We start from the raw sequence: 23,390 nt of genomic DNA, 5'->3' as shown, positions 1-23,390 counted from the left end.
AGGGGAATGGACAAGCCGGTCATCGTGACGGTCGACGACGACCCGGGGGTGTCGCGGGCGGTGGCTCGTGACCTCAGGCGCCGGTACGGCCATGAGTACAGGATTGTCCGCGCCGAGGCTGCCCACGACGGCATCGAGGCGGTCAAGGAGATGCGGCTGCGCGGCGACGAGGTGGCGGCGATCCTGGCCGACTACCGGATGCCGCAGATGAACGGCGTGCAGTTCCTGGAAGCCGCCATGGACATGTACCCGTACGCGCGCCGGGTGTTGCTGACCGCCTATGCCGACACCGACGCCGCGATCCAGGCGATCAACGTGGTCGACCTCGATCATTACCTGCTCAAGCCGTGGGACCCGCCGGAGGAGAAGTTCTACCCGGTGATCGACGGCCAGCTCGACGCCTGGATGCGGACCGATCGCACGGCCCGTCCCGAGCTGCGCGTGGTGGGCGACCGCTGGTCGGCGCGCTCGTACCAGGTGCGGGACTTCCTGGCCCGCAACCACGTGCCCTACCAGTGGATGCTGGCCGAGGACCCTGAGGGCGCGCAGCTCGTCAAGGCGGCGGGCGAGGGTTGTCACCTGCCGCTGGTGGTCACCGAGGACGGCACCACGCTGGAGTCCCCCGACCAGGCCACGCTGGCCACCGCGGTCGGGCTGTCCACCACGCCGGCCACCGACTTCTACGACCTGATCGTCGTCGGCGGCGGGCCCGCGGGCCTCGGCGCGGCGGTCTACGGCGCGTCGGAGGGCCTGAACACGGTGCTGGTCGAGGCGCACGCCTCGGGCGGCCAGGCGGGCCAGAGCTCCAGGATCGAGAACTACCTGGGCTTCCCCGACGGCGTGTCCGGGCAGCAGCTCGCCGACCGGGCGCGCCGGCAGGCGCTGAAGTTCGGGGCCGAGCTGCTGAGCGCGCGCAAGGTCACCCATCTGGAGCCGCGCGGGCAGGCCCGGGTGATCGGGTTCAAGGACGGCGGCGAGATCGCCGCCCACGCGGTGATCCTGGCCACCGGCGTCACCTACCGGCGGCTGGAGGCGCCCGGCCTGGACGAGTTCGTCGGCCGGGGCGTCTTCTACGGCGCCGCGCTGACCGAGGCCCCGGCGTGCAAGGACAACGAGGTCTACATCGTCGGCGCGGCCAACTCGGCCGGGCAGGCGGCCGTCTACCTGGCGGGATTCGCACGCAAGGTCCATTTGTTGGTGAGGAGTGATGGTTTGGAGAAGTCCATGTCCCACTACCTCATCGAGCAGATCAACGCGATCGACAACATCGAGGTCAGCCTCCTGACCGAGGTCGTCGCCGGCGCCGGTGACGACCACCTCGAACGGCTCACGCTGTCGACCAAGGGCGAGGAGCGCACGGTCGACGCCCAGTACCTCTTCGTGTTCATCGGGGCCGAGCCGTACACGTCGTGGCTGGGCGAGACGATCGAGCGGGACGCCAAGGGGTTCGTGCTGACCGGGCCCGACCTGGTGCAGGGCGGCAGGCGGCCGCGCAACTGGGCGCTGCGCCGCGAGCCCTACTACCTGGAGACCAACGTGCCCGGCGTGTTCGCCGCGGGGGACGTGCGGGCCGAGTCGATCAAGAGGGTCGCCTCCGCCGTCGGTGAGGGCGCGATGGCCGTCGCGCTGGTGCATCGTTATCTGGAGAAGCAATGACCGACACCGTCGACATCGACGAACTGCGCAAACTCTTCCTGTTCGAGCGGCTGACCGACGAGCAGCTCGGCAAGCTGGCCGCCAGCGGCCGGGTGCGCTCGTTCGCCCAGGACGAGGACATCGTCCGGCAGGGCGAGCCGGCCGAGTGCTTCGCCGTGCTGCTGGAGGGCGAGGTGCAGATGATCAACGAGACGGTCAGCGCCGGCACCGTCGCCATGCCGCGCGCCTCCCAGCCCGGCGTGTACGGCGGCGCGACCTCGGCCTACCTGGGCGACCGGGCGCCGGAGACCTACCAGCACACGCTGCGCGCGACCGCGCCCTCGCGGATCTTCCTGCTGCCCGCCAAGAAGTTCGCCTACATCGTGGCCGAGTGGTTCCCGATGGCGATGCACCTGCTCGACGGCATGATGTCGGGCGGGCGCATGCAGCGGGAGATCATCGACCGGCGGCAGCGGCTGACCGCGCTCGGCACGATCACGGCCGGGCTCACGCACGAGCTGAACAACCCGGCGGCGGCGGCCGTGCGCGCGGTGAGCGAGCTGCGTTCGCTGATCAAGGCGTCCCGCATCCAGCTGGCCCAGCTCGCCGAGGCCGGCATCCCGCCGGAGAAGCTGCGCACGCTGATCGAGGCCCAGGAGGCGTGCACGAGCAACCTGGGCAACCAGCCGCAGCGCTCCCCGCTGGAGATCTCCGACGCCGAGGACGAGCTGGGCGAGGCGCTGGAGGACGTCGGCGTCGAGGACGCGTGGGAGCTGGCTCCCGCGCTGGTCAACGCCGGTTTCACCGCCGAGTACCTGCAGAAGATCCGCGGCAAGGTGGGCGAGGAGCACACCCCGGCCGCCCTCCACTGGCTGGCCGAGGCCGTCGAGATCTCCCAGATGCTGAACGAGGTCACCGAGGCCACCGAGCGCATCACCTCGCTGATCCGCTCGGCCAAGCAGTACTCGCAGATGGACCGGGCGCCGTTCCAGATGATCGACGTGCACGACCTGCTCGACAGCACGATCGCCATCTTCCGCGGCAAGACCCCGCCGGGCGTCAGCGTGGTCACCGACTACGACCGCACGCTGCCGCTCATCCCCTGCTACGCGGGCGAGCTCAACCAGGTGTGGACGAACCTGATCCACAACGCCCTCGACGCCATGGGCGAGGAGGGCACGCTGACCGTCCGCACCGCCCACGACGAGGACGAGGCGATCGTCGAGATCGGCGACACCGGCCCCGGCGTGCCCGAGGCGATCAAGGACCGGATCTTCGAGCCGTTCTTCACCACCAAGAGCGTGGGCGAGGGCACCGGGCTCGGCCTGGACATCTCCTACCGCATCGTGGCCGGGCGGCACGGCGGCGAGCTCAAGGTGCGCTCGGTGCCGGGCGAGACCTGGTTCGAGGTGCGCCTGCCGCTGCGCGAGCCCGCCGCCGTCCAGTGAGCCGGACCGTCTGAGGCGGGCCCTCCGGCGCGGCGCGGGTCACCAGACGTTGTCCCGCGCCGTGTCGAGGGCCGTCAGCACGGCCCCCTCCAGCACCGCGTTGCCCCCGACCCGGGTGGCCCTGACCTCGGTGGGCGCGGGCGACAGCTCGCCCAGCCGGACGGCGACCTGCTCGGCCAGCTCGTCGCCGCCCTGCTGGCCGGTGGCCCCGCCGAGCACCACCAGGCCGGGGTCGAGCAGGGTGACGAAGGCGAAGGCGCCCTTGGCCACCCGGCGCGCCAGCTCCTCTGGCCGGGTGGTGTTCTGGAGCAGGATGCACAACGGCGTGCCCTCCACGTCGAGGAAGCCGATCTCGCCCGCGCCCCCTGACGCGCCGCGCCGCACCCGCCCGCCGAGCACGACCGCGGCGCCGATGCCGTCGTCCAGCCAGAGCAGCACGAAGTCGTCGCTGCCCTGGGCCGCGCCGGTGCGCAGCTCGGCGACGGCGGCCAGGTTCACCTCGTTCTCCAGGACGACGGGCACGCCCAGCCGCTCGCGCACGGCGCCCACCAGGCCGGGCCGCCACCCGGGCACGTCGTTGGCCACCGCCAGCTCGCCGTCCATGGGTTTGACCAGGCCCGGCGCGCCGATGACCACGTTGTCGAGCGGGCGGCCCGCGGCGGCCTCGGCGACCGTGGCCGCGACGAGGGCGACCAGGTCGCCGGAGATCTCGCGGACGGCCGAGCCGACCACCTGGCCGGTGAGGTCGGCGACCGTGACCTTGATCGCCGTGCGGCGCAGGTCGACCCCGGCGACGTGGGCCCGGCCGGCGACCAGCGCGTAGAGGCGGGCGTTGGGGCCGCGACGGTCCTCGCCGCGCTCGCCGGCCTCCTCGATGAGGCCGCCGCCCTTGAGCCGTTCGATCAGGTCGGAGACGGTGGGCCGGGACAGGCCGGTCAGCTCACGAAGCTGCGGGGCGGTCAGCGGACCGTGCTCCAGCAGCAGGTCGAGGGCGAGCCGGTCGTTGATCGCACGGGCCATGGACGGGGTCGCGGTCTTCACGCCGCCCATAATAGTCAGGAAGCCTCCCTGATAGCTCTTTTCATCAGGAAGGTTGCCTGATAGTTTTTCTGGCCATGAGCCCTCATCGCGCCATCGCGGCCGTCTTCGCCGCACACGGAGCCGTCGCCGGCAGTTTCGCCACCCGCATCCCGTGGCTCCAGGAGCACGTCCACCTGAGCGCGGCGATGCTCGGGTTCGCGCTGCTCTGCCCCTCGATCGGGGCCTTCGCGGCGATGCCGCTGGCCAGTCGCCTGGCCCACCGGTTCGGCAGCCGCGCCACCACGCGCGCGCTGCTCGCGTTGTGGTGCGGCGGCCTGGCCCTGCCCGCCTTCGCCCCCGCTCCCGTCTGGCTGTTCGTCATCTTCCTGCTGTACGGCGCGTCGGCCGGCATGTGCGACGTCATCATGAACGCCCACGGCGTCACGCTCGAACGGCATCTGAAGAAGCCGGTCATCTCCGGCCTGCACGGCATGTGGGCCGTCGGCAGCCTGGCGGCGGGCGGCCTCGGCACCCTGGCCGCGCACGCCGGCATCGACGCCCGCCTGCACCTGGGCGTCGGCGCCGCCGTCCTGGTGGTCGCGGGCGGGATCGCCGGGCGGGGGCTGCTGCCCGACGGGCCGCGGGCCGCCGCCGGGCCCGCGCCGCGCCGGTTCGCCCTGCCCTCGCGGGCCATCGCGGCCATCGGCGTGGTCGGCTTCTGCGGCACGTTCGCCGAGGGCGCCAGCTCCAACTGGGCCGCGGTCTACCTCACCAACGTCGCCGACGCGGGGCCGGGCGTGGCCGCCGCGGGTTACACGATCTTCATGCTCTGCATGGCCGGCGCCCGGCTGCTGGGCGACCGGGTGGTGCGCCTGACCGGCCCGGTGCGGGCGGTCAGGACGGGCGGGATCGTCGCGGTCGCGGGCGGCGTGCTGGTGGTCCTGGCCCGCACGCCCGCACTGGGCATCGTCGGGTTCGCGCTGGTCGGGCTGGGGGTCGCGGTCATCGTGCCGCTGGTGTTCGCGGCGGCGGGCAACGCGGGGCCCACGCCGGGCGAGGGGGTCGCCGGGGTCGCGACGATCACGTACCTGTCGGGGCTGACCGCGCCGGCGGTGACGGGATGGGTGGCCGACGGCGTGTCCTACCCGGCGGCGTTCGCGCTGATCACGGGGATCCTGGTGGCGCTCACGCTGCTCGCGCCGGTGCTGCGGCCGCGCGAGGCCGCCACGGAGGTGGTCCTGGAGCGGCAGCCGGCGTGATACGCTCCCAAGCGAGCGCTTGGTTTACATACGGAGAGGCCGCCGCATGAAGTTCTCGACCTTCCACCTCTTCCACCGCTTCGACGGCCAGAGCTTCAAGGACGTCTACGACTACCATCTGGAGCTCATCGAACTGGCCGAGGAGCTGGGCTTCGACGGGGTGCGGCTGGCCGAGCACCACTTCCGCGACTACGGCGTGGCCCCCAACCTGTTCACCATGCTCGCCCACGCCGCCGCCCGCACCTCCCGGCTCCGGCTCGGCACCGGCATCGTGGTGCTGCCGCTGCACAACCCCGTCCACGTGGCCGAGGAGGCCGCGCAGGTGGACGTGCTCTCCGGCGGGCGGCTCGACCTGGGGATCGGGCGGGGATACCAGAGCTTCGAGTTCGAAGGCTTCGGGATCGACCTGGCCGAGGCGCGCGACCGGTTCAACGAGGCGCTGGAGGTGATCCTCGGGCTGTGGACGCGGGAGTCGTACCGGCACGAGGGGAAGTTCTACCGGACCGGCGCCGAGGTCTCGCTCGTACCGCGTCCGTTGCAGTCGCCGCACCCGCCGCTGCACGTGGCCGCGGTCTCCCCCGAGACCGTCACCATGTACGCCGAGCGCGGCCTGCCCGTCCTGGCCGACCCCGCGGCGACGTTCCGCAAGGTCGTCAAGGCGGCCGAGACCTGGCGGGAGACGGCCGCGCGGGCCGGCCACCCGGCGGGGGCCGACCTGGTGGTGGCCCGCAGCGTCTATGTCGCCCCCACGCTGGAGCGGGCCCGCGAGGACCAGGCCAGGTTCGAGGCGTCCTTCGACCGCTCGCGCATCTTCAACGAGCGCAGCGCGCCCATCGACCCCAGGACCGGCAAGGCCGCCGAGGGCTTCGAGTACTACCAGGACCGCTACCTCAAGGGCGGCTCGGTCTCGCCGGACTTCCGCTGGGAACAGCTGGAGGTCATCGGCGACCCCGCCCGCGTGATCGAGCAGATCTCGCTGCTCAGGGACGCCGGCTTCAGCAACCTCCTGTGCGACTTCGGCAGCACCAGGCCCATGCCGCTGGAGGACATGAAGCGGGTCATGCGCTTCTTCGCCGCCGAGGTCATGCCGGCCTTCGCCCCCGCAGGAGGATGACGATGATCCACAGCCTCACCCTGTCCGACGTCCTGGCCGACCACGCCCGCAGCCGCCCCCTGGTCACCGCCGTGGTGGACGGGGACGTGCGGCTCACCTACCCCGAGCTGGACGCCCGCGTGACGCGGCTGGCCGACGCCCTGGCCGGGCGCGGCGTGGCCGCCGGTGAGCGGGTGATGTGGCTCGGCCAGAACTCGCACGCCGTGCTGGAGCTGCTGCTGGCCTGCTCCCGCCTGGGCGCGGTGCTCTGCCCGGCCAACTGGCGGCAGTCCGGGGACGAGCTGCGCTTCGTCCTGGCCGACCTGGCGCCGCGGGTCGTCGTCTGGGAGCACTCCGACACCGCAGCCGAGCTGGCGGACGAGGTGACGTGGGTGCGCGCGGGCGAGGCGTACGAGGAGCTGGTCGCCGGGGGTTCGCTGCGCGAGTTCCCGCAGGTGGACGACGCCGAACCGGTGCTCGCCCTCTACACCGCCGCCTTCGGGGGGCGGCCGGGCGCCGCCCTGCTCAGCAGCGCCGCCCTGGTGGCCCACAGCGCCACGCTGCTCGTCGTACGGCAGATGGAGCCGGGGTTCACCTTCCTCAACGACGGGCCGCTCTTCCACGTCGGGACGATGATGTTCTGCCTGGCCACCCTCCAGATCGGCGGCACGAACGTGTTCACGCCCGCCTTCGACGCCGAGGAGGTCTGCCGGCTGGTCGACGCCGAGCGGGTGACGCAGGCGTTCCTGTTCGGACCGATGATCGACGCGGTCGCGGCGGCGAACGCGGGCGGCAAGTACGACCTGTCCTCGCTGCGCTTCGTCGCCCACTCCGCCGAGTGGGACGACATGATCACCGTGGACGACTCACCCTGGTGCCGCTCGAAGATGGGCGGGTACGGGCAGACGGAGGTGGGCGGCATGCTCACCTTCCTGGGGCTGGCCGAGGGCGGGGCGGGGTTCGCGGGACGGCCGTCGCCGCTGGTCCAGGTGCGCATCCTGGATCCGGAGGGCGCGGAGGTGCCGGCAGGCGAGGTGGGCGAGATCTGCGCGAGGGGCAAGACCCTCTTTTCCGGATATTTCGCCCGGCCCGACTTAAATGCGGAGAAGTCGCGGTACGGCTGGCATCACACCGGCGACCTCGGCCGCCGCGAACCCGACGGCACCATCACCTTCATCGGCCCCCGGCTCCGCATGATCAAATCGGGCGCCGAGAACATCTACCCGGCCGAGGTCGAGCGCGCGCTCAGGACCCACCCGGCCGTCGCCGACGCCGCGGTGATCGGCGTGCCCGACCCGCGCTGGCACCAGGCCGTCAAGGCGGTCGTGGTGCTCAGGCCGGACGCCGCCGCCTCGCGGGAGGACCTGGTCGCGCACGTCAGGGGTGAGCTGGCGGCGTACAAGAGGCCGCGGGAGGTGGTGTTCGCCGACGCCATCCCCAAGCAGGGCTTCACCCCCGACTACGACGCCCTCGACGCCGCGTACGGCGGCGGCAACTACCCGGGCGCCTGACCCGCGCGGTGCTGGGCGATCCCCGGTTCCGCCGGCTGCTCACCGGCCGGTTCACGCTGCGCAGGATGCGCCTGCTCGAACCGCGGATCGAGCGCATCGCCGCCGACCACCTCGACGCCATGGCCGCCGCCGGGCCGCCGGCCGACCTGGTGACGGCGTACGCGCTGCCGATCCCGTCGCTGGTCATCTGCGAGCTGCTCGGCGTCCCGTACGCCGATCACGACTGGTTCCAGGAGCTCAGCGCCCGGCTCGTCACCTTCGGCGCGGACGGCGCGGGGGCGCTCGCCGAGCTGACCGGCTACCTGCGCGACCTGGCCCGCCGCCGGCGCGTGGAGCCGGACGGCGGCCTGATCAGCGACCTGACCGGCGAGCTCGACGACGAGCTCGCCGGGCTCGCGGTGATCCTGCTGGTGGCGGGCGTGACGGTCAGGGCGGGCGAGACCGTGGCCCTGTCCCTGCCCGTGATCAACCGCGACCCGGCCGTGTACGCCGACCCCGACCGGCTGATCCCGGCCGTCCGGAGGCGCGCCGCCACCTGGCCTTCGGGCACGGCGTGCACCAGTGTCTCGGCCAGCAGCTCGCCAGGATCGAGCTGCGGATCGGCTACCGGGCGCTGTTCGAGCGTTTCCCCGGCCTGCGGCTGGCCGTGCCGGCGGCCGAGGTGCCGGTCAAGCACGACGCCTCGGTCTACGGCGTCAGGAGCCTGCCCGTCACCTGGTGACCCGGCGCGCTCACAGGACGGCGAGCGGGGTGATCGGGCTGCCGGTGCCTCCCTCGATGCGCAGCGGCGCGGCCACGAAGACGAACTCCGTCCGCCCGGCCGCGCCCAGCTCCTCCAGCCACAACATCTCGAGCAGGTGCACGCCGTGCCGGTGGAGCAGGATGAGGTGCAGGTCGTCGGCGGCGCACTCGTCGGCGAGCTGACGTTCGTTCAGGCCGCCCACGGCGGCGTTGTCGCAGGCCACCGCCGACACGTCCCGGGCGGCCAGCCAGGCGCCGGCCTCCGCCGACAACCCCGGCTGCCCTGCCCAGTACTCCTCGCGCGACCGCTGCCACACCAGCGGCCATCCCGTACGGACCACCGCGACGTCGCCGGGGCGCGGCGTGGCGATCTCCTCCAGCAGCCCGGCCGGGATCCGGAAGTCCGCCGGCAGGTGGTCGAGCCCGAGCCGCCGGGGCACGTCGAACAGCACGCCCCTGGCGACCACGCCGCCGACGTGCTCGATCCCGCACCTGGTGGCGCCGTAGGAGCGGACGCGGGCGGCCGGGTGACCGTTGTAGAGCCGGTCGCCGGTCCACATGTGGCACAGCGCGTCCATGTGGGTGGTGGTGCCGTGGTGGCTGACCAGCAGGGCGTCGTCGGCCACCCGCAGGCCGTCGCCGACCGGCCGGGCGCCGGCGGCGTAGTCGCCGCCGTCCACGGACATGAAGTGCTGCGGCAGCGGGCGGCCCCGCAGGTGGGGGACGGTCGTGGGGGCCGCCGAGGAGGTGGCTCCCCTGATCGGCATGGCCAGGCTCAGCACCTCGCCCGTGACGGCGCTGCGCAGGGCCTCCAGGACGACGGCGGGGGTCAGCAGGTTGAGAGTGCCCCGCTGATCGTCTGGGCCGAATCGTCCCCAGTTGTTAGGCTCGTGCACCAAGTAAGCGCTTCCTTTCCTGCGGAGGTCTGATGTACTGCGATCCCCGGTTCTCCCGCGTGCGGGAGGCGTTCGAGCGGAACTTCGCCGAGGGCGAGGAGCTGGGCGCGGCGGTGGCCGTCCACCTCGACGGCGAGCTGGTCGTCGACCTGTGGGACGGCGTCGCCGACCGGCACACGGGACGCGCCTGGGAGGCGGACACCCCGGCCTTCGCCTACTCGTGCACGAAGGCCGTGGCGGCCACCGTGCTGCTGCGGCTCGCCGAGCGGGGGCTGGTGGACGTTCGGGCGCCGGTCGCCGACGTGTGGCCGGAGTTCGCCGCCGGAGGCAAGGAGGCGGTCACGGTCGAGCACGTGCTGACGCACTCCTGCGGGCTGCCGGTGATCGAGACGCCGGTGCCGGTGGCGGAGTTCGAGGACCTGCCGGCCATCGCGGCCCGGCTCGCCGGTCAGACGCCCCTGTGGGAGCCGGGGACGGCGCACGGGTACCACGCGCTGACGTACGGCTTCCTGGTCGGGGAGGTGGTGCGGCGGGTCACCGGGAAGTCGGTGGGCGAGCTGGTGGCGGCGGAGATCGCCGGGCCGCTGGGGCTGGACCTGTGGGTCGGCGCGCCCGACGACGTGATCCCCCGCGCCGCCCGCCTCAAGGCCCCCGCCCGCCCCCGCCCCAACCCCGAGAGTCCCGCGGCCGCCCCGGGGACCTCCGCGCCCTCCGGCGGCGGGGCCGAGCCGGGCGACGGTGGGGGGCGGGATCTGCTGGGCGAGATGAGCCGGGCGGTGCTCGACCCCGGCAGCCTGATGAACCGGGCGCTCGGCAACCCCGCCATCCGCCTGCTCGAAGGCGGCGCGAACAACCCGGTGATCCTGCGCGCCGGATGGCCCGCCGCCGGGGTCGTCACCACCGCCAAGGGCCTGTCCGGGTTCTACCGCGCGCTGGTCGGCGGCGACCTGCTGAGCTCCGCGACCCTCCAGGACGCCCTGCGCCCCCGCGTCAGCGGCCCCGACCGCGTGCTGTTCATGGACACCGCGTTCGGCCTCGGCTACATGCGCCCGTCGTTGGCGTTCCCGATGCCGTCGGCGACCGCGTTCGGCCACTCCGGGATGGGCGGCTCGCTCGGCATGGGCGACCCCGACCGCAAGCTCGCCTTCGGGTACGTGATGAACCGGATGGCCGACAGCCTCACCGGCAACCTGCGCGGCCTGCGCCTGATCGAGGCGGTCTACCGCTGTCTGTGACCCCACGGCGCGCGTCACTGCATGGTCACGCCGCCGCTCACCGACAGCGTCTGGCCGGTGATGTAGGCGGCGCGGTCGGTGCACAGGTAGGCGATCAGCCCCGCGACGTCGGCGGGCGTGCCGAGCCGGCGCAGCGGGATCCCCTTGGCGATCTTGTCCACCAGCCCCGGCTCGGCCTCGGAGACGCGCCGGAGCATCGGGGTGTCGGTCGGCCCGGGGCAGACGACGTTCGAGGTCACCCCGCCCCTCGCGGCCTCCCGGGCGAGCGTCTTGGCCAGGCCGAACAGGCCCGCCTTGGTCGCCGCGTACGCGCCCTCGCCGCCCGACCCGGCCCTGGCGCCGTCGGAGGAGACGAACACCAGCCGTCCCCAGCCCCTGGCCGTCATGCCGGGCAGGAGCAGCTTGGTCATGAGCATCGGGCCGCGCAGGTTGACCTGCCACATGAGGTCCCAGTCCGCCGGGTCGCTCGCCGTGAACGGCTGCACGATCGACACCCCGGCGTTGTGCACGAGCACGTCCACGGGCCCGGCCTCGGCGCAGAACGCCTCGACCGAAGCGGGCGAGGCCAGGTCCACGGCCAGCGCCCGCGCGCCGGGCAGCGCCGCGGCCGTCCGGCGGGCGCCCGGGAGGTCCACGTCGGCGACGGTGACGCGGGCGCCGAGCGCGGCGAGGTCGGTGGCGACCGCCGTGCCGATCGCGCCCGCTCCCCCGGTGACGACGGCGACGCGGCCGTCGAGGCGCAGGCCGTCCATCACGTCCACGCCCGGACGAGGTCGGCCGCGGCGACGCGGGTGGCCAGCAGGCTGATCGTGTTGCGCAGGACGGCCTCGGCGTAGTCCTCGGGGATCCCGGCCACCGCGTCCCGCACCACCGTCACCCGGTAGCCGAGGTCGACCGCCTCCAGCGCCAGCCCCGGGATGCCCAGGTTGAGCGAGACCCCCATCGCGACCACGGACGAGACGCCGAGCGAGCGCAGCGTCATGTCCAGCGAGGTGCCGGTGAACGGCGAGAACCCGTGGTGCCGCCGGCTCTCCAGGTCGCCGTCCTCGCGCAGCTCGGGCAGCACCTCCACGGCGGGCGTGCCCTCCAGCATGTGCACGGGGTCCTTGAGCAGGGAGACGATGAACGGGCAGTTGCCGGTGTGCGAGCCCGCCCGGTCCGGCCGGAAGGCGGCCGTGCAGTGGATCACCGGGAGCCCGGCCGCTCGGGCCGTGCGCAGGACGCGGGCGGCGTTGGGGACGACGTCGTGACGGGCGCAGGCCGCCACCAAATCCGGAAATTTTGTGAGGTCGCCGACGACCCCGCGCTGCATCTCCATCACCAGCACGGCCGACCGCTCCACCCGCACCCTCCGTCATTTAGCCGAGCGCTTGCTTGGGTTCGCCACAGCATAACACCGCACCCACACCCTCACCCGGCGTCACCGTTCATCACAAAGGGCGAAATTTCTCCAGACGTGACAACCCACACCCCGGGTGAGACCGTCGAATGCACGACGGCATGGCTGATGGGGGTTGGACTTGGTCCCTGGTTACCGTGAAGTTCGTCAGCTCGGCGCGGGCCGCACCGGCCGCGTGTTCCTCGCCACCTACCAGTCCACCGGCGCCTACGTCGCGATCAAGTACCTGAACGCCACCCTGCGCAGGGACCCCGAGTTCATGGACCGCTTCAGGGCCGACGCCCATCAGCTCGTCGAGCTCGACGACCCCAACGTGGTCCGCCTCTACGAGTACGTCGAGACCCCGGCCCGGGCGGCCGTCGTCATGGAGCTGGTGGACGGCGTCTCGCTGCGCACGCTGCTGGCCGAGCACGGCCGGACGGCCCCGGAGGCGGCCCTGGTGCTGCTCAAGGGCATCCTCGCCGCCCTGGCCGCCGCGCACGAGAAGGGCGTGCCGCATCGGGACGTCAAGCCGGAGAACGTCCTGGTCCAGGCGGACGGCACGAGCAAGCTGGCCGACTTCGGGGTGGTCGTGCACGCCGAGGAGCCGGGGGTGCCGGCGGGGAGCCCGGCGTACATGTCGCCGGAGCTGTGGACGCAGGGACGGGCGGGGCCGCCGGCCGACCTGTACGCGGCGGCCTGCGTGCTGTTCGAGGCGGTCAGGGGACGGCCGCCCTACCGGGCGTACAAGGAGGGCGGGGACGGCGGGGACGGCGAGCAGGACGTCGCGGCCCTGCGGGACCTGCACCTGACGGCGCCGGTGCCGCTGGAGGTGGTCCCGGACACCCTGCGCGACCTGCTCAGGCGCGGGCTGGCGAAGGACCCGGCGACCCGGTACGCCTCGGCCCGGCAGTTCGCGGCCGAACTGGAGGAGGACGCCGTCGCGGGGTACGGGCCCGGCTGGGAGCAGCGGGGCCGCCGCCGGCTCGCCGAGCTGGCCACGCTGCTGGCGCTGCGCTTCCCGCTGGCGGCCAGGACCGAGCAGGACGCCCGCGTCCCGGCCGGGATCCGGGGGCGGGCGGTCCGGCTGCCCGCGCTGCCGCCGCACCTGTGGGTGGCGGGCGCGACGGTGGTCGCCGTGGCGATCGCCCTGGTGATCTCCGGCGGGCGGCTGTCGCCGGGGGCGGGCACGATCTTGATGCCGCAGCCGAAGCCGTCGGGCGAGCTGAACCCGGCGCCGGTCGACGCCCACACGCCAACGCCCCGCAGGAGCGTGCCCGCCACGGCCCGCGGCAGCGCGTCCCCGCCCGCGCCCACCGGCGGGCCGCGCGTCCCGACCGGCCCGGCCGCGCCGACCAGTGCCGCGCCGCCGCCTGTGCCGCCGACAGTTCCCACAACGGCGCCCCCGACGGCGCCCCCGACGGTGCCGCCGACGGTGCCGTCGCGGGCGCAGAGCGGGACCGCCCTGCCGCCGCCCGCCGTGCGGGAGGCGAGCATCGCGCGGTGGAGCGGTTCGGCGGGCGCGATCAGGGTCTCCGCGGACGGCACGGGGCCGGTGCGGCTGCGGATCGCGTACACGCGGCGGCTCGGCGACGGGCCGGTCACCACCGTGCGGCGGGAGACCCTCACGTTGCGCGGCAGCACCGCCTACACCAGCGGGGTCCGGCACGATCCCGGGAGCGTGGACTGCGGGGTGCGGGCCTACCTCGGGATCATCGTCATGACCGAGCCGGCGGCGGTCAACGGACCGCAGGTGAGCGAGGTCGCGGTGGACGGCCCCGCCTGCACCGTCCCGCCGACCCGCTCCGCACCGCCCACCCCGACCGGCACCGCGTCCCCGACGGGCACCGCGTCCCCGACCGGCGGGCAGCCCGTGGCGCACCCGACCTCGGAAGGGACGCCACCGGTCAGCAGCCCGCCCGTGGCACATCCCACGCCGGGAACCACCTACCTCATGGAGGCCGCCTCCCCGGCAGGCTCCCGGGCTCTTGTTCGTCAACCAAGCGTGCGCTAGCTTGGCAGCGATGAGCGGTGAGACCTCCCCCACCGGCGCCGCAGGGGCGCGCGGCGAGCTGGTGATCCGGCGCTGCCTGAGCTGCGGCCGCCGCGGCTGCCTGCCCGAGCCGTCGTGCCCGGCGTGCGGCGGCGGCGAGATGGCCGCCGAGCCCGCCAGGGGCACGGGGACGGTCCACACGTTCACCGTCGTTCACCGGTCGTTCGCGCCCGGCTACCGGGGGCGGGAGCCGTACGTGCCGGCGTGGGTGGACCTGGACGAGGGTGTGCGCGCGTTCGGGCACGTCGTGGGGTGCGCGCCGGAGGAGGTCCGCGTCGGGATGCCGGTGCGGGTGACGTTCGTGGACGATCTGCCGCATTGGAGGCCCGTGTGAAGCTCGGCAACGTGCTCATCCCCGTAGCCGACCTGGACGAGGCGATCGCCTTCTACGGCCTGCCGGTGAAGTTCAGGGACGGCGACAGGTTCGCCGCGCTGGACGGCGGCGGCGTCACCGTGGCGCTGGCCGGTCCCGCCGAGCACGTCACCGCGTCGGCGGCGCCGTCGTACAAGGTGGACGACGTGGCGGTCACGGTGCGCGAGATGGCGGCGCGCGGGGCCGAGGTGGTGCGCGCGCCCGAGGACGGGCCGCACGAGAGGCGGGCCGTGCTGCGCGACCCCTCAGGAAACACGTTCGTGCTCTACTCGCCCCTCTGACCTGGAGGCACCCCCCATGGCGCGATCACCCTACGGCAACTACGGCCACGCGATCCTGACCGCGGGAGCGCTGCGCACGCCCGACCGGGTGGCGCTGACGTACTGCGGCGAGCGGAGCTTCACCTACGACGAGCTCAACCGGGCCGTCAACCGCCGGGCGAACGCGCTGCTGGCGGCCGGGATCACCGCCGGGCAGCGGGTGGCTGCGCTGCTCAACGAGACGCTGCTGGTCGCCGAGGTCTACCTGGCCCAGGCCAAGATCGGAGCGGTGACGGCGGCGCTCAACCCGTACTGGCCGGCCGAGACGCTGCGGGCGGTGGTGGCCGCCTCCGGCTGCACGGCCTTCGTGTACGACTCCACGGTCGCCGACCTGGTCGGCGGCATCAGGGGCGCCCTCCCGCAGGTCACCACCTGGATCGACGCCGGTGAGCTGACCGGCGGCCAGGAGGAGGAACCGCCGCTGGGCGGCTTCCACGACGACCCGCTGGCCCTCTACTACACCTCCGGCACGACCGGCCTGCCCAAGGCCGTCGTGCACACCCACGCCTCCTCCCTGGCGACCGCCCAGATCTGGCTGGACGTGCCGCGCGGCCCCGACTCGGTGTTCGGCACGGGCGCGATCATCTGGGGCATCGGCTTCCCCGCCATCGTCGGCCCCGCCCTGTACGCGGGCATGCGCCTGGTGCTGGAGCAGGACTGGGGACCGGCGAACTTCCTGCGCGTGGTGCCGCGCGAACAGGTCACGCACGTGTCGCAGATCCCGTCGTTCTACGCGGCGCTGCTGGGGACGTCCGAGCACGAGGGGGTGGACCTGTCGTCGATCCAGGTGATCATGCTGGGCGGCGAGCCGCTGACCGCGACCATGCTCGACCGGATCAAGGCCAGGCTGCCCGGGGCGGGGGTCTACTCCTACTACGGGCAGACCGAGGCGCCGTACACGTGCATGGGCCGCGTGGACGACGGCTCGACGCCGCTCGGGTCGTCCGGACGGGCGCGCACGGGCAACGCCGTGCGGATCACCGGCCCGTCCGGCGCCGCGGTGACCGGCGAGGTCGGCGAGATCAACCTGGCCGGGCCGCACCGCATGGCGGGCTACGACGGGACGGACGACCACGGCGTCCTGCGCGGCGAGTGGTACGTGGGCGGCGACCTCGGGACGTTGTCGGCCGACGGCGTGCTGCGCGTCCTCGGCCGCCGCGAGGACTCCATACTCAAGCACGGCCAGTGGACGCAGCCCGCCACGATCGAGGAGGCCGTCTCGGCCCTGGACGGCGTGGCCGAGGCCGGCGCGGTGGGCGTCCCGGAGGGGGCGGACGAGCAGCGGGTGCTGCTGGCGGTCGTGCCGCGCGCCGGGCAGTCGCTGGACGCCGCCAAACTGTCCCTCGCCCTGGCCGACACGCTGCCCCCGCACCAACGGCCCGACCACATCGTGGTGACCGGCGAGCTGCCGCACTCGCAGGACGCCTCCGGCGGCCCCGGCAAGCTGCTGCGCCGCCGGATCCGCGAGCAGCACGGGCACCTGCTCGGGTGAGCGCCCAGGAGCACGGGAGCACCTGGGACGCCTCCCACGACGTCCCCCGCGTCCCCCGCGAGCACGAGGTCAAGGAGCTGGTCGCGGCGGCCGGGGTGCCGGTGCCGCGCGGGGTGGTGGTGCGCGACCTGGACTTCGCGGCGGCCGGAGGGCTGACCGAGCCGCTGGTGCTGAAGGCGTTCGGCCCGGGGCTGGTGCACAAGTCGGAGGCGGGGGCCGTCCGGCTCGGCCTGCGGGCGGACGGCCTCGCCGCGGCGGCCGCGGAGATGCGCTCCCGGCTGGACGTGGAGGGGTTCCTGGTCGAGGAGCAGGCGCCCGCCGGGGTGGAGCTGATCGTCGGCCTGGTCGGCGACCCGGGGTTCGGCCCGGTGCTGCTGGCCGGGCTGGGCGGCGTCTGGACCGAGGCGATGCGCGACACGGCGCTGCGCCTCTGCCCGATCTCCGAGCGGGACGCGCGGCTCATGCTGGACGAACTGCGCGGCGCGGCACTCCTGCACGGCCATCGCGGCCACCCGCCCGTGGACGTGGACGCCGTCGTCAAGCTGCTCATGACGGTCGGCGGCCCCGGCGGCCTGTGGGAACGGCTGGAACTGGGCGAGTTCGAGCTGAACCCGGTCATCGCCACCCCGTCCGGCGTGACCGCGGTGGACGCGCGCCACCTGCCCGGCCGGCCGCGCCCGTCCACCGCCCGCGAGCCGGCCGACTTCCTGCCGCTCTTCGAGCCGCGCGCGGTGGCCGTCGTCGGCGCCTCGGCGAGCCGGCCGAACTTCGGGAACATGTTCCTCGACTTCTACCGGGCCGCCGGGGTGCCGCTGGTGGCCGTGCACCCGTCGGCCGCCGAGGTGGCGGGGGTGCCCGCGGTGCCGTCGCTGGCCGCCGCCGACGTGGACTACGCGCTGGTGGCGGTGCCCGCCGAGCGGTGCGCCGAGGTGGTGCGGCAGGCGTCGGGCATCCCGTACGTGCAGGTGATGAGCGGGGGGTTCGGCGAGGCCGGACGCGCGGACCTGGAACGCGACCTGGCCGGGGCCGCCCGCGCGGCGGGCACCCGGCTGCTCGGCCCCAACTGCATGGGCGTGTACTGCCCGCGCGGCCGGCAGACGTTCGTCGGCGGCGGCGTCGGACCGGCGGGGACGGTGGCGCTGATCTCGCAGAGCGGCGGCCTCGCGGGTGAGGTGATCAAGGTCGGGGAGCGGCGCGGGCTGGCGTTCAGCCGGGTCGTCACCGTGGGGAACGCGGCCGACGTGACCCCCGCCGAGCTGCTGTCCTGGCTGGCCCGCGACCCCGAGACGCGGGCCGTCGGGCTCTACCTGGAGGACCCGCGCGGCGGCCGGGAGCTGCACGAGGCGCTGCGCGCGGCCGGGCTGCCGGTGGCGCTGCTGGTCGGCGGGCGCAGCTCGCAGGGACAGCGGGCGGCGCTCTCGCACACCGGCGGCATGGTGAGCGACCTGCGGGTGTGGGCGGCGGTCGCGGCCCAGACCGGCACGGCGCTGGTCTCCTCCCAGGACGACCTGATCGGCGTGCTGGCCTTCTTCCAGGCCCACGGCTCCCGCGTGACGGACGGCGACCGGGTGCTGGTGATCGGGCCGAGCGGCGGCGCGGGCGTGCTGGCGGCCGACGCGTTCGACCGGGCCGGGGTGCGGCTCGCCCCGCTGCGGGACGGCGTGCTCGACGGGCTGGGCCTGGCCGCGGCGGGCAACCCGCTGGAGGTGCCGGTGGGGCCGCGCGGGCGTCCCGGGCTGGTGGCGGAGGTGATCGAGGCGATCGTCCGGCGGGAGCCGTACGCGGACGTGGTCGCCCACGTGAACGTGCAGAGCTTCTTCACCTACGGCGACGCGGCCGAGCCCCTGTACGCCTACGCGCGGGCCCTGGCCGGCGCGCAGGAGGCGCTGCCGCGCGTCCGGATCACGCTCGTCACCAGGAACGGCGAGTGCGCGCCCGCGGGCGTGGAGGACGAGGTACGGCGGATCGCGGCGGCGGCGGGCGTCCCCGTCTACCGCTCCATGGAGGCGGCCGCGGCGGCGGTCGCGGCAGGAGGTAGTCGTGGGACTGCTTGACGGCAAGGTCGCGCTGATCACGGGCGGGGCCAGGGGCATGGGCGAGTCGCACGTGCGCCTGTTCCTCGAGGAGGGCGCGCGGGTGGTCTTCGGCGACGTGCTGGAGGAGGAGGGCAAGGCGCTGGCCGCCGAGACCGGGGCCACGTACGTGCGGCACGACGTGCGCAGCCCGGACGAATGGCGGCGGGCCGTCGGCGCGGCCACGGAGCTGCACGGCCGGCTCGACGTCCTGGTGAACAACGCCGGCATCCTCACCTACGGCCGCATCCAGGACATGGCGCCCGAGGACTTCGACCGGGTGATCGACGTGAACCTCAAGGGCACCTGGCTGGGGGTCAAGTCGGTGATCGACCCCATGAAGGCGGCCGGGCGCGGCGCGATCGTCAACATCTCCTCGATCGAGGGGTTCGTCGGGGCGGAGGGGTTGTCGGCGTACGCGGCCTCGAAGTTCGCGGTGCGCGGGCTGACCAAGTCGGCCGCGCGGGAGCTGGCCCGGTTCAAGATCCGGGTGAACTCGGTGCATCCGGGGGCGATCAACACGGCGATGGCGGTGAACCCGGACCTGATGGCCGAGGTGGACGCGGAGGCGTTCGTGAAGTCCATGGTCATCAAGCGGTTCGCGAAGCCGGTGGAGGTCTCGCACGTGGTGGCGTTCCTGGCCTCGGACCGGGCCAGCTACTGCACGGGGAGCGAGTTCACGGTGGACGGAGGGCTGCTGACGGGAGCCGGTTATTAGGCCCCATGAGCGCGACACGCGGGTCTTTTCCTGTTAAATCACCCACCTTGGCGGGGTCCGCCGGCTTGGTTGAGCTGCGGTTATGCGCCCGGTGACGTCTTTACCCTTTCTTGGGACGTGCTTGACCTTGGTCACGAAGCGGTAACCTCGCACCGCACGGAAGACTACAGGTTTCCGGTTTTGCCACACATGTCCCGGGTTACCCCCGTGTACCCGAGTATGTGCGGATAAATCCGGATCTTGACCGGAAGGTTCCCCCATACTTCCATGACGCCCGAGATGCAGAAGTACATCGACCTGCTGGAGAGCCAGCTCGGCTACGCCGAAAAGGCCGGTGCGTACACCAAGTTCGGCGACTGGTACGGCAAGACCGTCGAGTTCGACGCCGACTACTCCGCCGCACCCTGGTGTGACATGTACCTCTCCTGGGCCGCGCACAAGCTCGGCTACCAGGAGTGGATCGGGCAGTTCGCCTGGACCGTACGGCACGCCGAATGGTTCAAGGCTCAGGGGGCCTGGGGGAAGACGCCCAAGCCCGGCGCGTTCGTCTTCTACGACTGGAGCGGCACCGGCAAGATCGACAACATCGACCACGTCGGCATCGTCACGCGGGTCGAGGGCGACACGATCTTCACCATCGAGGGCAACATCGACGGCGGCGTCGCCAAGCGCAAGGAGCGCGACACCAGCAAGGTCGTCGGCTACGGCTACCCCGAGCGCATCAAGGCCCGCCTCGACGCCGAGGCGGCCCAGAAGCGGGCCGACGAGCAGGCGGCGACACCCGCCAGGCCCGGCACCGACGTGGGAACGCTCCAGCTTCCCGCCGACTCGCTCAGCTCCCTGATCCCGCACGTCGAGCAGGAGCGCGCCGCCGAGGTCCCGCTCGCCGCGCGTCCGAAGGCCGAGACCGACAAGCCGGCCAGGACCACGGCGACCTCGCCCTCGGCGCCCCCCGCCGCGCCCTCCGCGTCCGCCTCGCCCGCGACGGGGGCGGCGGCTGTGCCGACGGCGGCGGCCGGGAAGTCGGGACAGAAGTCCAAGCACGCCAAGGCGACGACCGCCGACACCACGTCCGCCACCGCCGAGCCCCTTCCCGCGCTCGTGGACGCCTCCTCGACCGGCTCGATGCCCGCGATCGGCTCCCCGTCGCTGGTCGGGTCCGCGCTGATCGCCGCGCTGGCGCTCGTCGCCCTGGCGAAGACCCGCCAGAGCCGCCTGCGCCCGGCCGCCGCCTCGGCGAAGGCCGCCCGCGTACGCGCCGCCGCCGCGACCCTCTCCGCGGGGGAATCCGCAGGGGAAGGCGTCACCCTGAGCACCGCCGCCCTGAACGTCACCGCGGCGCAGAGCACCGCCGCTCTGAGCGTCGCTGGGGGCGTCACTACGGGCGTCACTGCGGGCATTGCCGTGCCCGTCGCTCTGCCTGTTCCGGTGCCCGTCGCCGTGCCTCTTCCCGGGACGCGTTCCAGGCGCGGCACCCACGCCGCCCCTTCACGTCACCGGCGTCGCCGCCGTCCCGCGGAGACGCGCCACGACCACACCCGCCCCTCCTCGCTGCGGACCACCGCCGAGCCCGCCGACCACTTCGAACTGCCCATCACCCCTTCCGACACGGGGTTCGAACGCGCGGCCGTCTCTCCCGAGACCGGTCAGAGGGAACGCTTCGAGCTTGGCGCGGGCTCTTTCGAGGCCGGTCGGAACCGCACCTTCGAGTTCGCCGCCCCCGTCCCCGAGCTCGGCCCCGCAGGCGGCGGCGAGCTCGCGGCCGGCTTGGAGGCGTTCGAGCCGTTCACCGACCGGATGGCCCCGCCGCGGCGGCTGGACAGCGCCTCGTTCCGGCCCGCCCCCGACACGGCGCCCTTCGAGCCCATGTTCGACACCGGCCCGATGGTTCCGATCTCGCTCCCCCCGGCGACGAGCACGTTCAGCGCCTTCTCCCCCAGCCCCCGACCGGGCGCCGAGGTGGCCGCCCGGACGAGGACGACGCCGCGGGCCGCCCAGGCGTCCGGGATCGGCGCGACGTACCAGGGCCGCCGCCGCCGCAGCGAGCCGGTCGCGGACGCGTACGCCTCCGAGCACCCCTTCTTCATGGACGAGTTCACCGCCGATTCCGTCCCGCGCGGCCGCCGCCACCGTCGCGCGGCGACCGCCGGGACCGCCGGGATCACGGGCTCGCAGCACCCGCGAGGGCTGCGCCAGGAGTCCGGCGGGACAAGCACCATCGACGCCTTCGTCCAGGACGCCCCGCTGCGCGGCCGCCGTCACCGCACCCCCACCCCCGTGTGAGGACGGCCCACGGGCGACCGAACGGCCGGGTGGCGAGAGTGGCGGGGAGGGCCGGGCGGCCCGGCGGCCCGGCGGGGTCAGGTCACGTCGTACTCGGCGGCGAAGGCGGCCAGGCGGGTGACCGCGTCCCGGCTGCGCGTCCACGGCCGGACGATCAGCCGTTCCACCCCCAGCTCCGCCCAGGCGGCCACCTCCCCCGGAGAGCCCAGCGCGTACGCGTGCGCCGTGACCGGCACCCCCGCCCCCAGCCGGGCCAGCTGTGGCCTGATGGACTCGATGGTGTGCGGCATGCTGATCCACCCGTCGCACAGCCGCGACGCCCGGCGCAGCGCCGCCGCCGACTCCCCGCCGGCCAGCACCGGCAGCCGCCGCTGCACGGGCTTGGGCTCGAAGGCGACCTCCGGGAACCGGTAGAACCGTCCGGAATGGGCGACCACGGGTTCGGTCCAGAGCCGCCGGACGATCTCGATGACCTCGTCCAGGCGGGCGCCGCGGGTCTCGAAGGGCAGGCCGGCCGCCGTCCACTCGCCGCGGTACCAGCCCGCGCCCACGCCGCAGATCGCCCGTCCGCCCGACACCACGTCCAGGGTGGCGAAGGCGCGGGCCGAGACGAACGGGTGGCGCAGCGCCAGGAGGTGCACGGCGGTGCCGAGCCGGACGCGGGTGGTGAGCCCGGCCAGCCAGCACAGGTAGGCCGGGGCGTCGAACAGCGGGGTCGTCGGCTTGATGCCGGGGTCCTCCGTGCCCGGGTAGACGGCGAGCGACAGGTCGGTGGCGAACACCAGGTGCTCGGGCAGCCAGACGGACTCGAACCCCAGCTCGTCGGCGGCCACGGCCACGTCCTTCCAGGCGTCCGGGTGCAGCAGGCCCAGCGGCACGCCGTACTTCACGGGTACCTCCGCAGGTCGCGGGCGCGCAGGCAGGCGCGGACGTGTTCGCGATGGGCGGCGGTGGTGCCGTGCGCGGCCGACAGGGACCATGCCCGTGCGAGCCAGAAGCGCAGGTCCAGCTCCTCGGTGTAGCCGATCGCGCCGTGGGTCTGCAGGGCGACCCGGGCGGCCAGCGTCGCCGCCTCGCCCGCCGCGGCCTTGGCGGCGCTCGCGTCCCGTCCGGCCGTGGGCGCGTCCCGGTCGACGGACAGCGCCGCGCGGTGCACCAGCGGCGCGGCGAACTCGACGGCGACGGCCACGTCGGCGAGCCGGTGCCGGACGGCCTGGAAGGACCCGATCGGCGCGCCGAACTGCCTCCTGACCCCCGCGTACGACACCGAGACCGCGAGCAGCTCCCGCGCGACCCCGACGAGCTGGGCGGCGGTCGCCACCGCGACGGCCCGCGCCGCGAGCGCCACCCGGTCCGCGCCGGGATCATCGTGTCCGGACGCCTCGAAGGCGACGTCGAACATCGGCCGGCACGGATCCACCCCCGGCACGGCGGCGAGCCGCGCCTCGTGCCGCGGCAGCACCCGCACTCCCTCCCCCGTACGCGCCACGACCAGCACGTCGGCGAGATCGGCGTCGGCCATGTACGCCTCCCCCGGCAGCAGCACCCCGACGCACACCCCGCCCGAGGCCAGCTTGGGCAGCCCGGGGGTCAGGAACGCCGCCGCCACCGCCGTCCCGACCACCGGCCCCGGCAGGCAGGCCCGCCCGGTCTCCTCCACGGCGGGCAGCACGTCGGTCAGCCCGAGCCCGAGCCCGTCGAGCTCCGGCGGCAGCAGCAGCCCGAAGAACCCCAGCTCGGCCAGCCGGTCCCAGGCGGGACGGCGTTCGGTCCGCAGCGCGCCGGGCGGGCAGTGCGCCCGCAGCACGTCGCGGACGGTCGCCCCCAGGGCGAGTTGCTCGTCGGTGAAGGCGAAGTGCATGA

22 protein-coding genes are annotated in these 23,390 nt (G+C 73.9%); 14 read left to right on the top strand and 8 right to left on the bottom strand.

The features are described 5' to 3' along the window. Positions 1-6: 6 nt before the first annotated feature. On the top strand, positions 7-1,656 hold the full coding sequence (locus AB0J76_RS28195) for an FAD-dependent oxidoreductase (protein ID WP_352319969.1): 1,650 nt from the start codon (positions 7-9) through the stop codon (positions 1,654-1,656). Further along, a complete protein-coding gene (locus AB0J76_RS28190; protein WP_352319971.1) occupies positions 1,653-3,083 on the top strand; it encodes an ATP-binding protein in 1,431 nt (476 codons plus the stop codon). The genes AB0J76_RS28195 and AB0J76_RS28190 overlap by 4 nt, the downstream gene beginning before the upstream one ends. A 39-nt stretch (positions 3,084-3,122) precedes the next feature. On the opposite strand, the gene AB0J76_RS28185 is transcribed toward AB0J76_RS28190, so the two are convergent. Further along, entirely contained in the window at positions 3,123-4,124 is a 1,002-nt protein-coding gene (locus AB0J76_RS28185; RefSeq protein WP_352319973.1) for an ROK family transcriptional regulator, read from the bottom strand. Between the two features lie 74 nt (positions 4,125-4,198). Between AB0J76_RS28185 and AB0J76_RS28180 the strand changes: the two genes are divergently transcribed. Genes AB0J76_RS28180 through AB0J76_RS28170 form a run of 3 tightly spaced genes read left to right on the top strand, consistent with a single transcriptional unit; the run spans position 4,199 to position 7,966 of the window. Then, positions 4,199-5,362, top strand: a complete 1,164-nt coding sequence (locus tag AB0J76_RS28180; RefSeq protein WP_352319975.1) for an MFS transporter — start codon at positions 4,199-4,201, stop codon at positions 5,360-5,362. Between the two features lie 46 nt (positions 5,363-5,408). Further along, a complete protein-coding gene (locus AB0J76_RS28175) occupies positions 5,409-6,476 on the top strand; it encodes an LLM class flavin-dependent oxidoreductase (protein WP_352319977.1) in 1,068 nt (355 codons plus the stop codon). A 2-nt stretch (positions 6,477-6,478) separates the two neighbouring features. Beyond that, positions 6,479-7,966, top strand: coding sequence for an AMP-binding protein (locus AB0J76_RS28170; RefSeq protein ID WP_352319979.1), 1,488 nt, complete (start codon positions 6,479-6,481; stop codon positions 7,964-7,966). Here the strand turns inward: AB0J76_RS28170 and AB0J76_RS28165 are convergent. Together AB0J76_RS28165 and AB0J76_RS28160 are read right to left on the bottom strand one after the other, a co-directional pair. Then, positions 7,951-8,187 carry a hypothetical protein gene (locus AB0J76_RS28165; RefSeq protein ID WP_364390959.1) on the bottom strand — a complete coding sequence of 79 codons (237 nt, stop codon included), beginning with the start codon at positions 8,185-8,187 and terminating at the stop codon, positions 7,951-7,953. The two genes, AB0J76_RS28170 and AB0J76_RS28165, sit on opposite strands and share 16 nt — an antisense overlap. 77 nt (positions 8,188-8,264) lie before the next feature. Then, on the bottom strand, positions 8,265-8,516 hold the full coding sequence (locus AB0J76_RS28160; protein ID WP_364390956.1) for a hypothetical protein: 252 nt from the start codon (positions 8,514-8,516) through the stop codon (positions 8,265-8,267). A gap of 3 nt (positions 8,517-8,519) precedes the next feature. Between AB0J76_RS28160 and AB0J76_RS28155 the strand changes: the two genes are divergently transcribed. After that, positions 8,520-8,687, top strand: coding sequence for a hypothetical protein (locus AB0J76_RS28155; protein WP_352319454.1), 168 nt, complete (start codon positions 8,520-8,522; stop codon positions 8,685-8,687). Between the two features lie 10 nt (positions 8,688-8,697). Here AB0J76_RS28155 and AB0J76_RS28150 read toward each other — a convergent pair whose 3' ends face one another. Then, positions 8,698-9,606 carry a cyclase family protein gene (locus tag AB0J76_RS28150; protein ID WP_352319452.1) on the bottom strand — a complete coding sequence of 303 codons (909 nt, stop codon included), beginning with the start codon at positions 9,604-9,606 and terminating at the stop codon, positions 8,698-8,700. Positions 9,607-9,635: 29 nt separating this feature from the next. Between AB0J76_RS28150 and AB0J76_RS28145 the strand changes: the two genes are divergently transcribed. Beyond that, positions 9,636-10,838: a serine hydrolase domain-containing protein gene (locus tag AB0J76_RS28145; RefSeq protein WP_352319450.1), complete on the top strand. Its 1,203-nt coding sequence runs from the start codon at positions 9,636-9,638 to the stop codon at positions 10,836-10,838. Positions 10,839-10,852: 14 nt separating this feature from the next. Here AB0J76_RS28145 and AB0J76_RS28140 read toward each other — a convergent pair whose 3' ends face one another. Both AB0J76_RS28140 and AB0J76_RS28135 read right to left on the bottom strand, forming a co-directional pair. Continuing rightward, positions 10,853-11,590 (bottom strand): SDR family NAD(P)-dependent oxidoreductase, encoded by a 738-nt coding sequence (locus tag AB0J76_RS28140; RefSeq protein ID WP_352319458.1) that lies wholly within the window; start codon positions 11,588-11,590, stop codon positions 10,853-10,855. Beyond that, a complete protein-coding gene (locus tag AB0J76_RS28135; RefSeq protein ID WP_352319448.1) occupies positions 11,590-12,180 on the bottom strand; it encodes an isochorismatase family cysteine hydrolase in 591 nt (196 codons plus the stop codon). Before AB0J76_RS28135 ends, AB0J76_RS28140 begins: the two co-directional genes overlap by 1 nt. A gap of 178 nt (positions 12,181-12,358) precedes the next feature. On the opposite strand from AB0J76_RS28135, the gene AB0J76_RS28130 reads away from it, so the two are divergent. The 7 genes from AB0J76_RS28130 to AB0J76_RS28100 all read left to right on the top strand — a co-directional run bounded on the left by AB0J76_RS28130 (position 12,359) and on the right by AB0J76_RS28100 (position 21,527). Then, entirely contained in the window at positions 12,359-14,230 is a 1,872-nt protein-coding gene (locus AB0J76_RS28130) for a protein kinase (RefSeq protein WP_352319446.1), read from the top strand. Between the two features lie 10 nt (positions 14,231-14,240). Next, positions 14,241-14,603 carry an OB-fold domain-containing protein gene (locus AB0J76_RS28125; protein ID WP_352319444.1) on the top strand — a complete coding sequence of 121 codons (363 nt, stop codon included), beginning with the start codon at positions 14,241-14,243 and terminating at the stop codon, positions 14,601-14,603. Then, a complete protein-coding gene (locus tag AB0J76_RS28120) occupies positions 14,600-14,923 on the top strand; it encodes a VOC family protein (protein ID WP_352319442.1) in 324 nt (107 codons plus the stop codon). The genes AB0J76_RS28125 and AB0J76_RS28120 overlap by 4 nt, the downstream gene beginning before the upstream one ends. Before the next feature lie 16 nt (positions 14,924-14,939). Next, positions 14,940-16,454 (top strand): class I adenylate-forming enzyme family protein, encoded by a 1,515-nt coding sequence (locus AB0J76_RS28115; RefSeq protein ID WP_352319441.1) that lies wholly within the window; start codon positions 14,940-14,942, stop codon positions 16,452-16,454. Beyond that, on the top strand, positions 16,451-18,508 hold the full coding sequence (locus AB0J76_RS28110) for an acetate--CoA ligase family protein (protein WP_352319439.1): 2,058 nt from the start codon (positions 16,451-16,453) through the stop codon (positions 18,506-18,508). The genes AB0J76_RS28115 and AB0J76_RS28110 overlap by 4 nt, the downstream gene beginning before the upstream one ends. Beyond that, positions 18,495-19,244 (top strand): glucose 1-dehydrogenase, encoded by a 750-nt coding sequence (locus AB0J76_RS28105; protein ID WP_352319437.1) that lies wholly within the window; start codon positions 18,495-18,497, stop codon positions 19,242-19,244. The genes AB0J76_RS28110 and AB0J76_RS28105 overlap by 14 nt, the downstream gene beginning before the upstream one ends. Positions 19,245-19,511: 267 nt before the next feature. Beyond that, the gene (locus tag AB0J76_RS28100) at positions 19,512-21,527 is read left to right on the top strand and encodes a CHAP domain-containing protein (RefSeq protein WP_352319435.1); all 2,016 of its coding nucleotides are present in this window, start codon (positions 19,512-19,514) and stop codon (positions 21,525-21,527) included. A gap of 77 nt (positions 21,528-21,604) precedes the next feature. On the opposite strand, the gene AB0J76_RS28095 is transcribed toward AB0J76_RS28100, so the two are convergent. Both AB0J76_RS28095 and AB0J76_RS28090 read right to left on the bottom strand, forming a co-directional pair. Then, positions 21,605-22,417, bottom strand: a complete 813-nt coding sequence (locus AB0J76_RS28095) for a TIGR03619 family F420-dependent LLM class oxidoreductase (protein ID WP_352319433.1) — start codon at positions 22,415-22,417, stop codon at positions 21,605-21,607. Next, entirely contained in the window at positions 22,414-23,388 is a 975-nt protein-coding gene (locus AB0J76_RS28090; RefSeq protein ID WP_352319431.1) for an acyl-CoA dehydrogenase family protein, read from the bottom strand. The genes AB0J76_RS28095 and AB0J76_RS28090 overlap by 4 nt, the downstream gene beginning before the upstream one ends. Positions 23,389-23,390 lie beyond the last annotated feature (2 nt).

The organism is Nonomuraea sp. NPDC049624 (assembly GCF_040675255.1).
GTDB lineage: Bacteria > Actinomycetota > Actinomycetes > Streptosporangiales > Streptosporangiaceae > Nonomuraea.
Note: the sequence above shows the minus strand (reverse complement) of the source record. Positions and strands in the feature narration are given on the sequence as shown.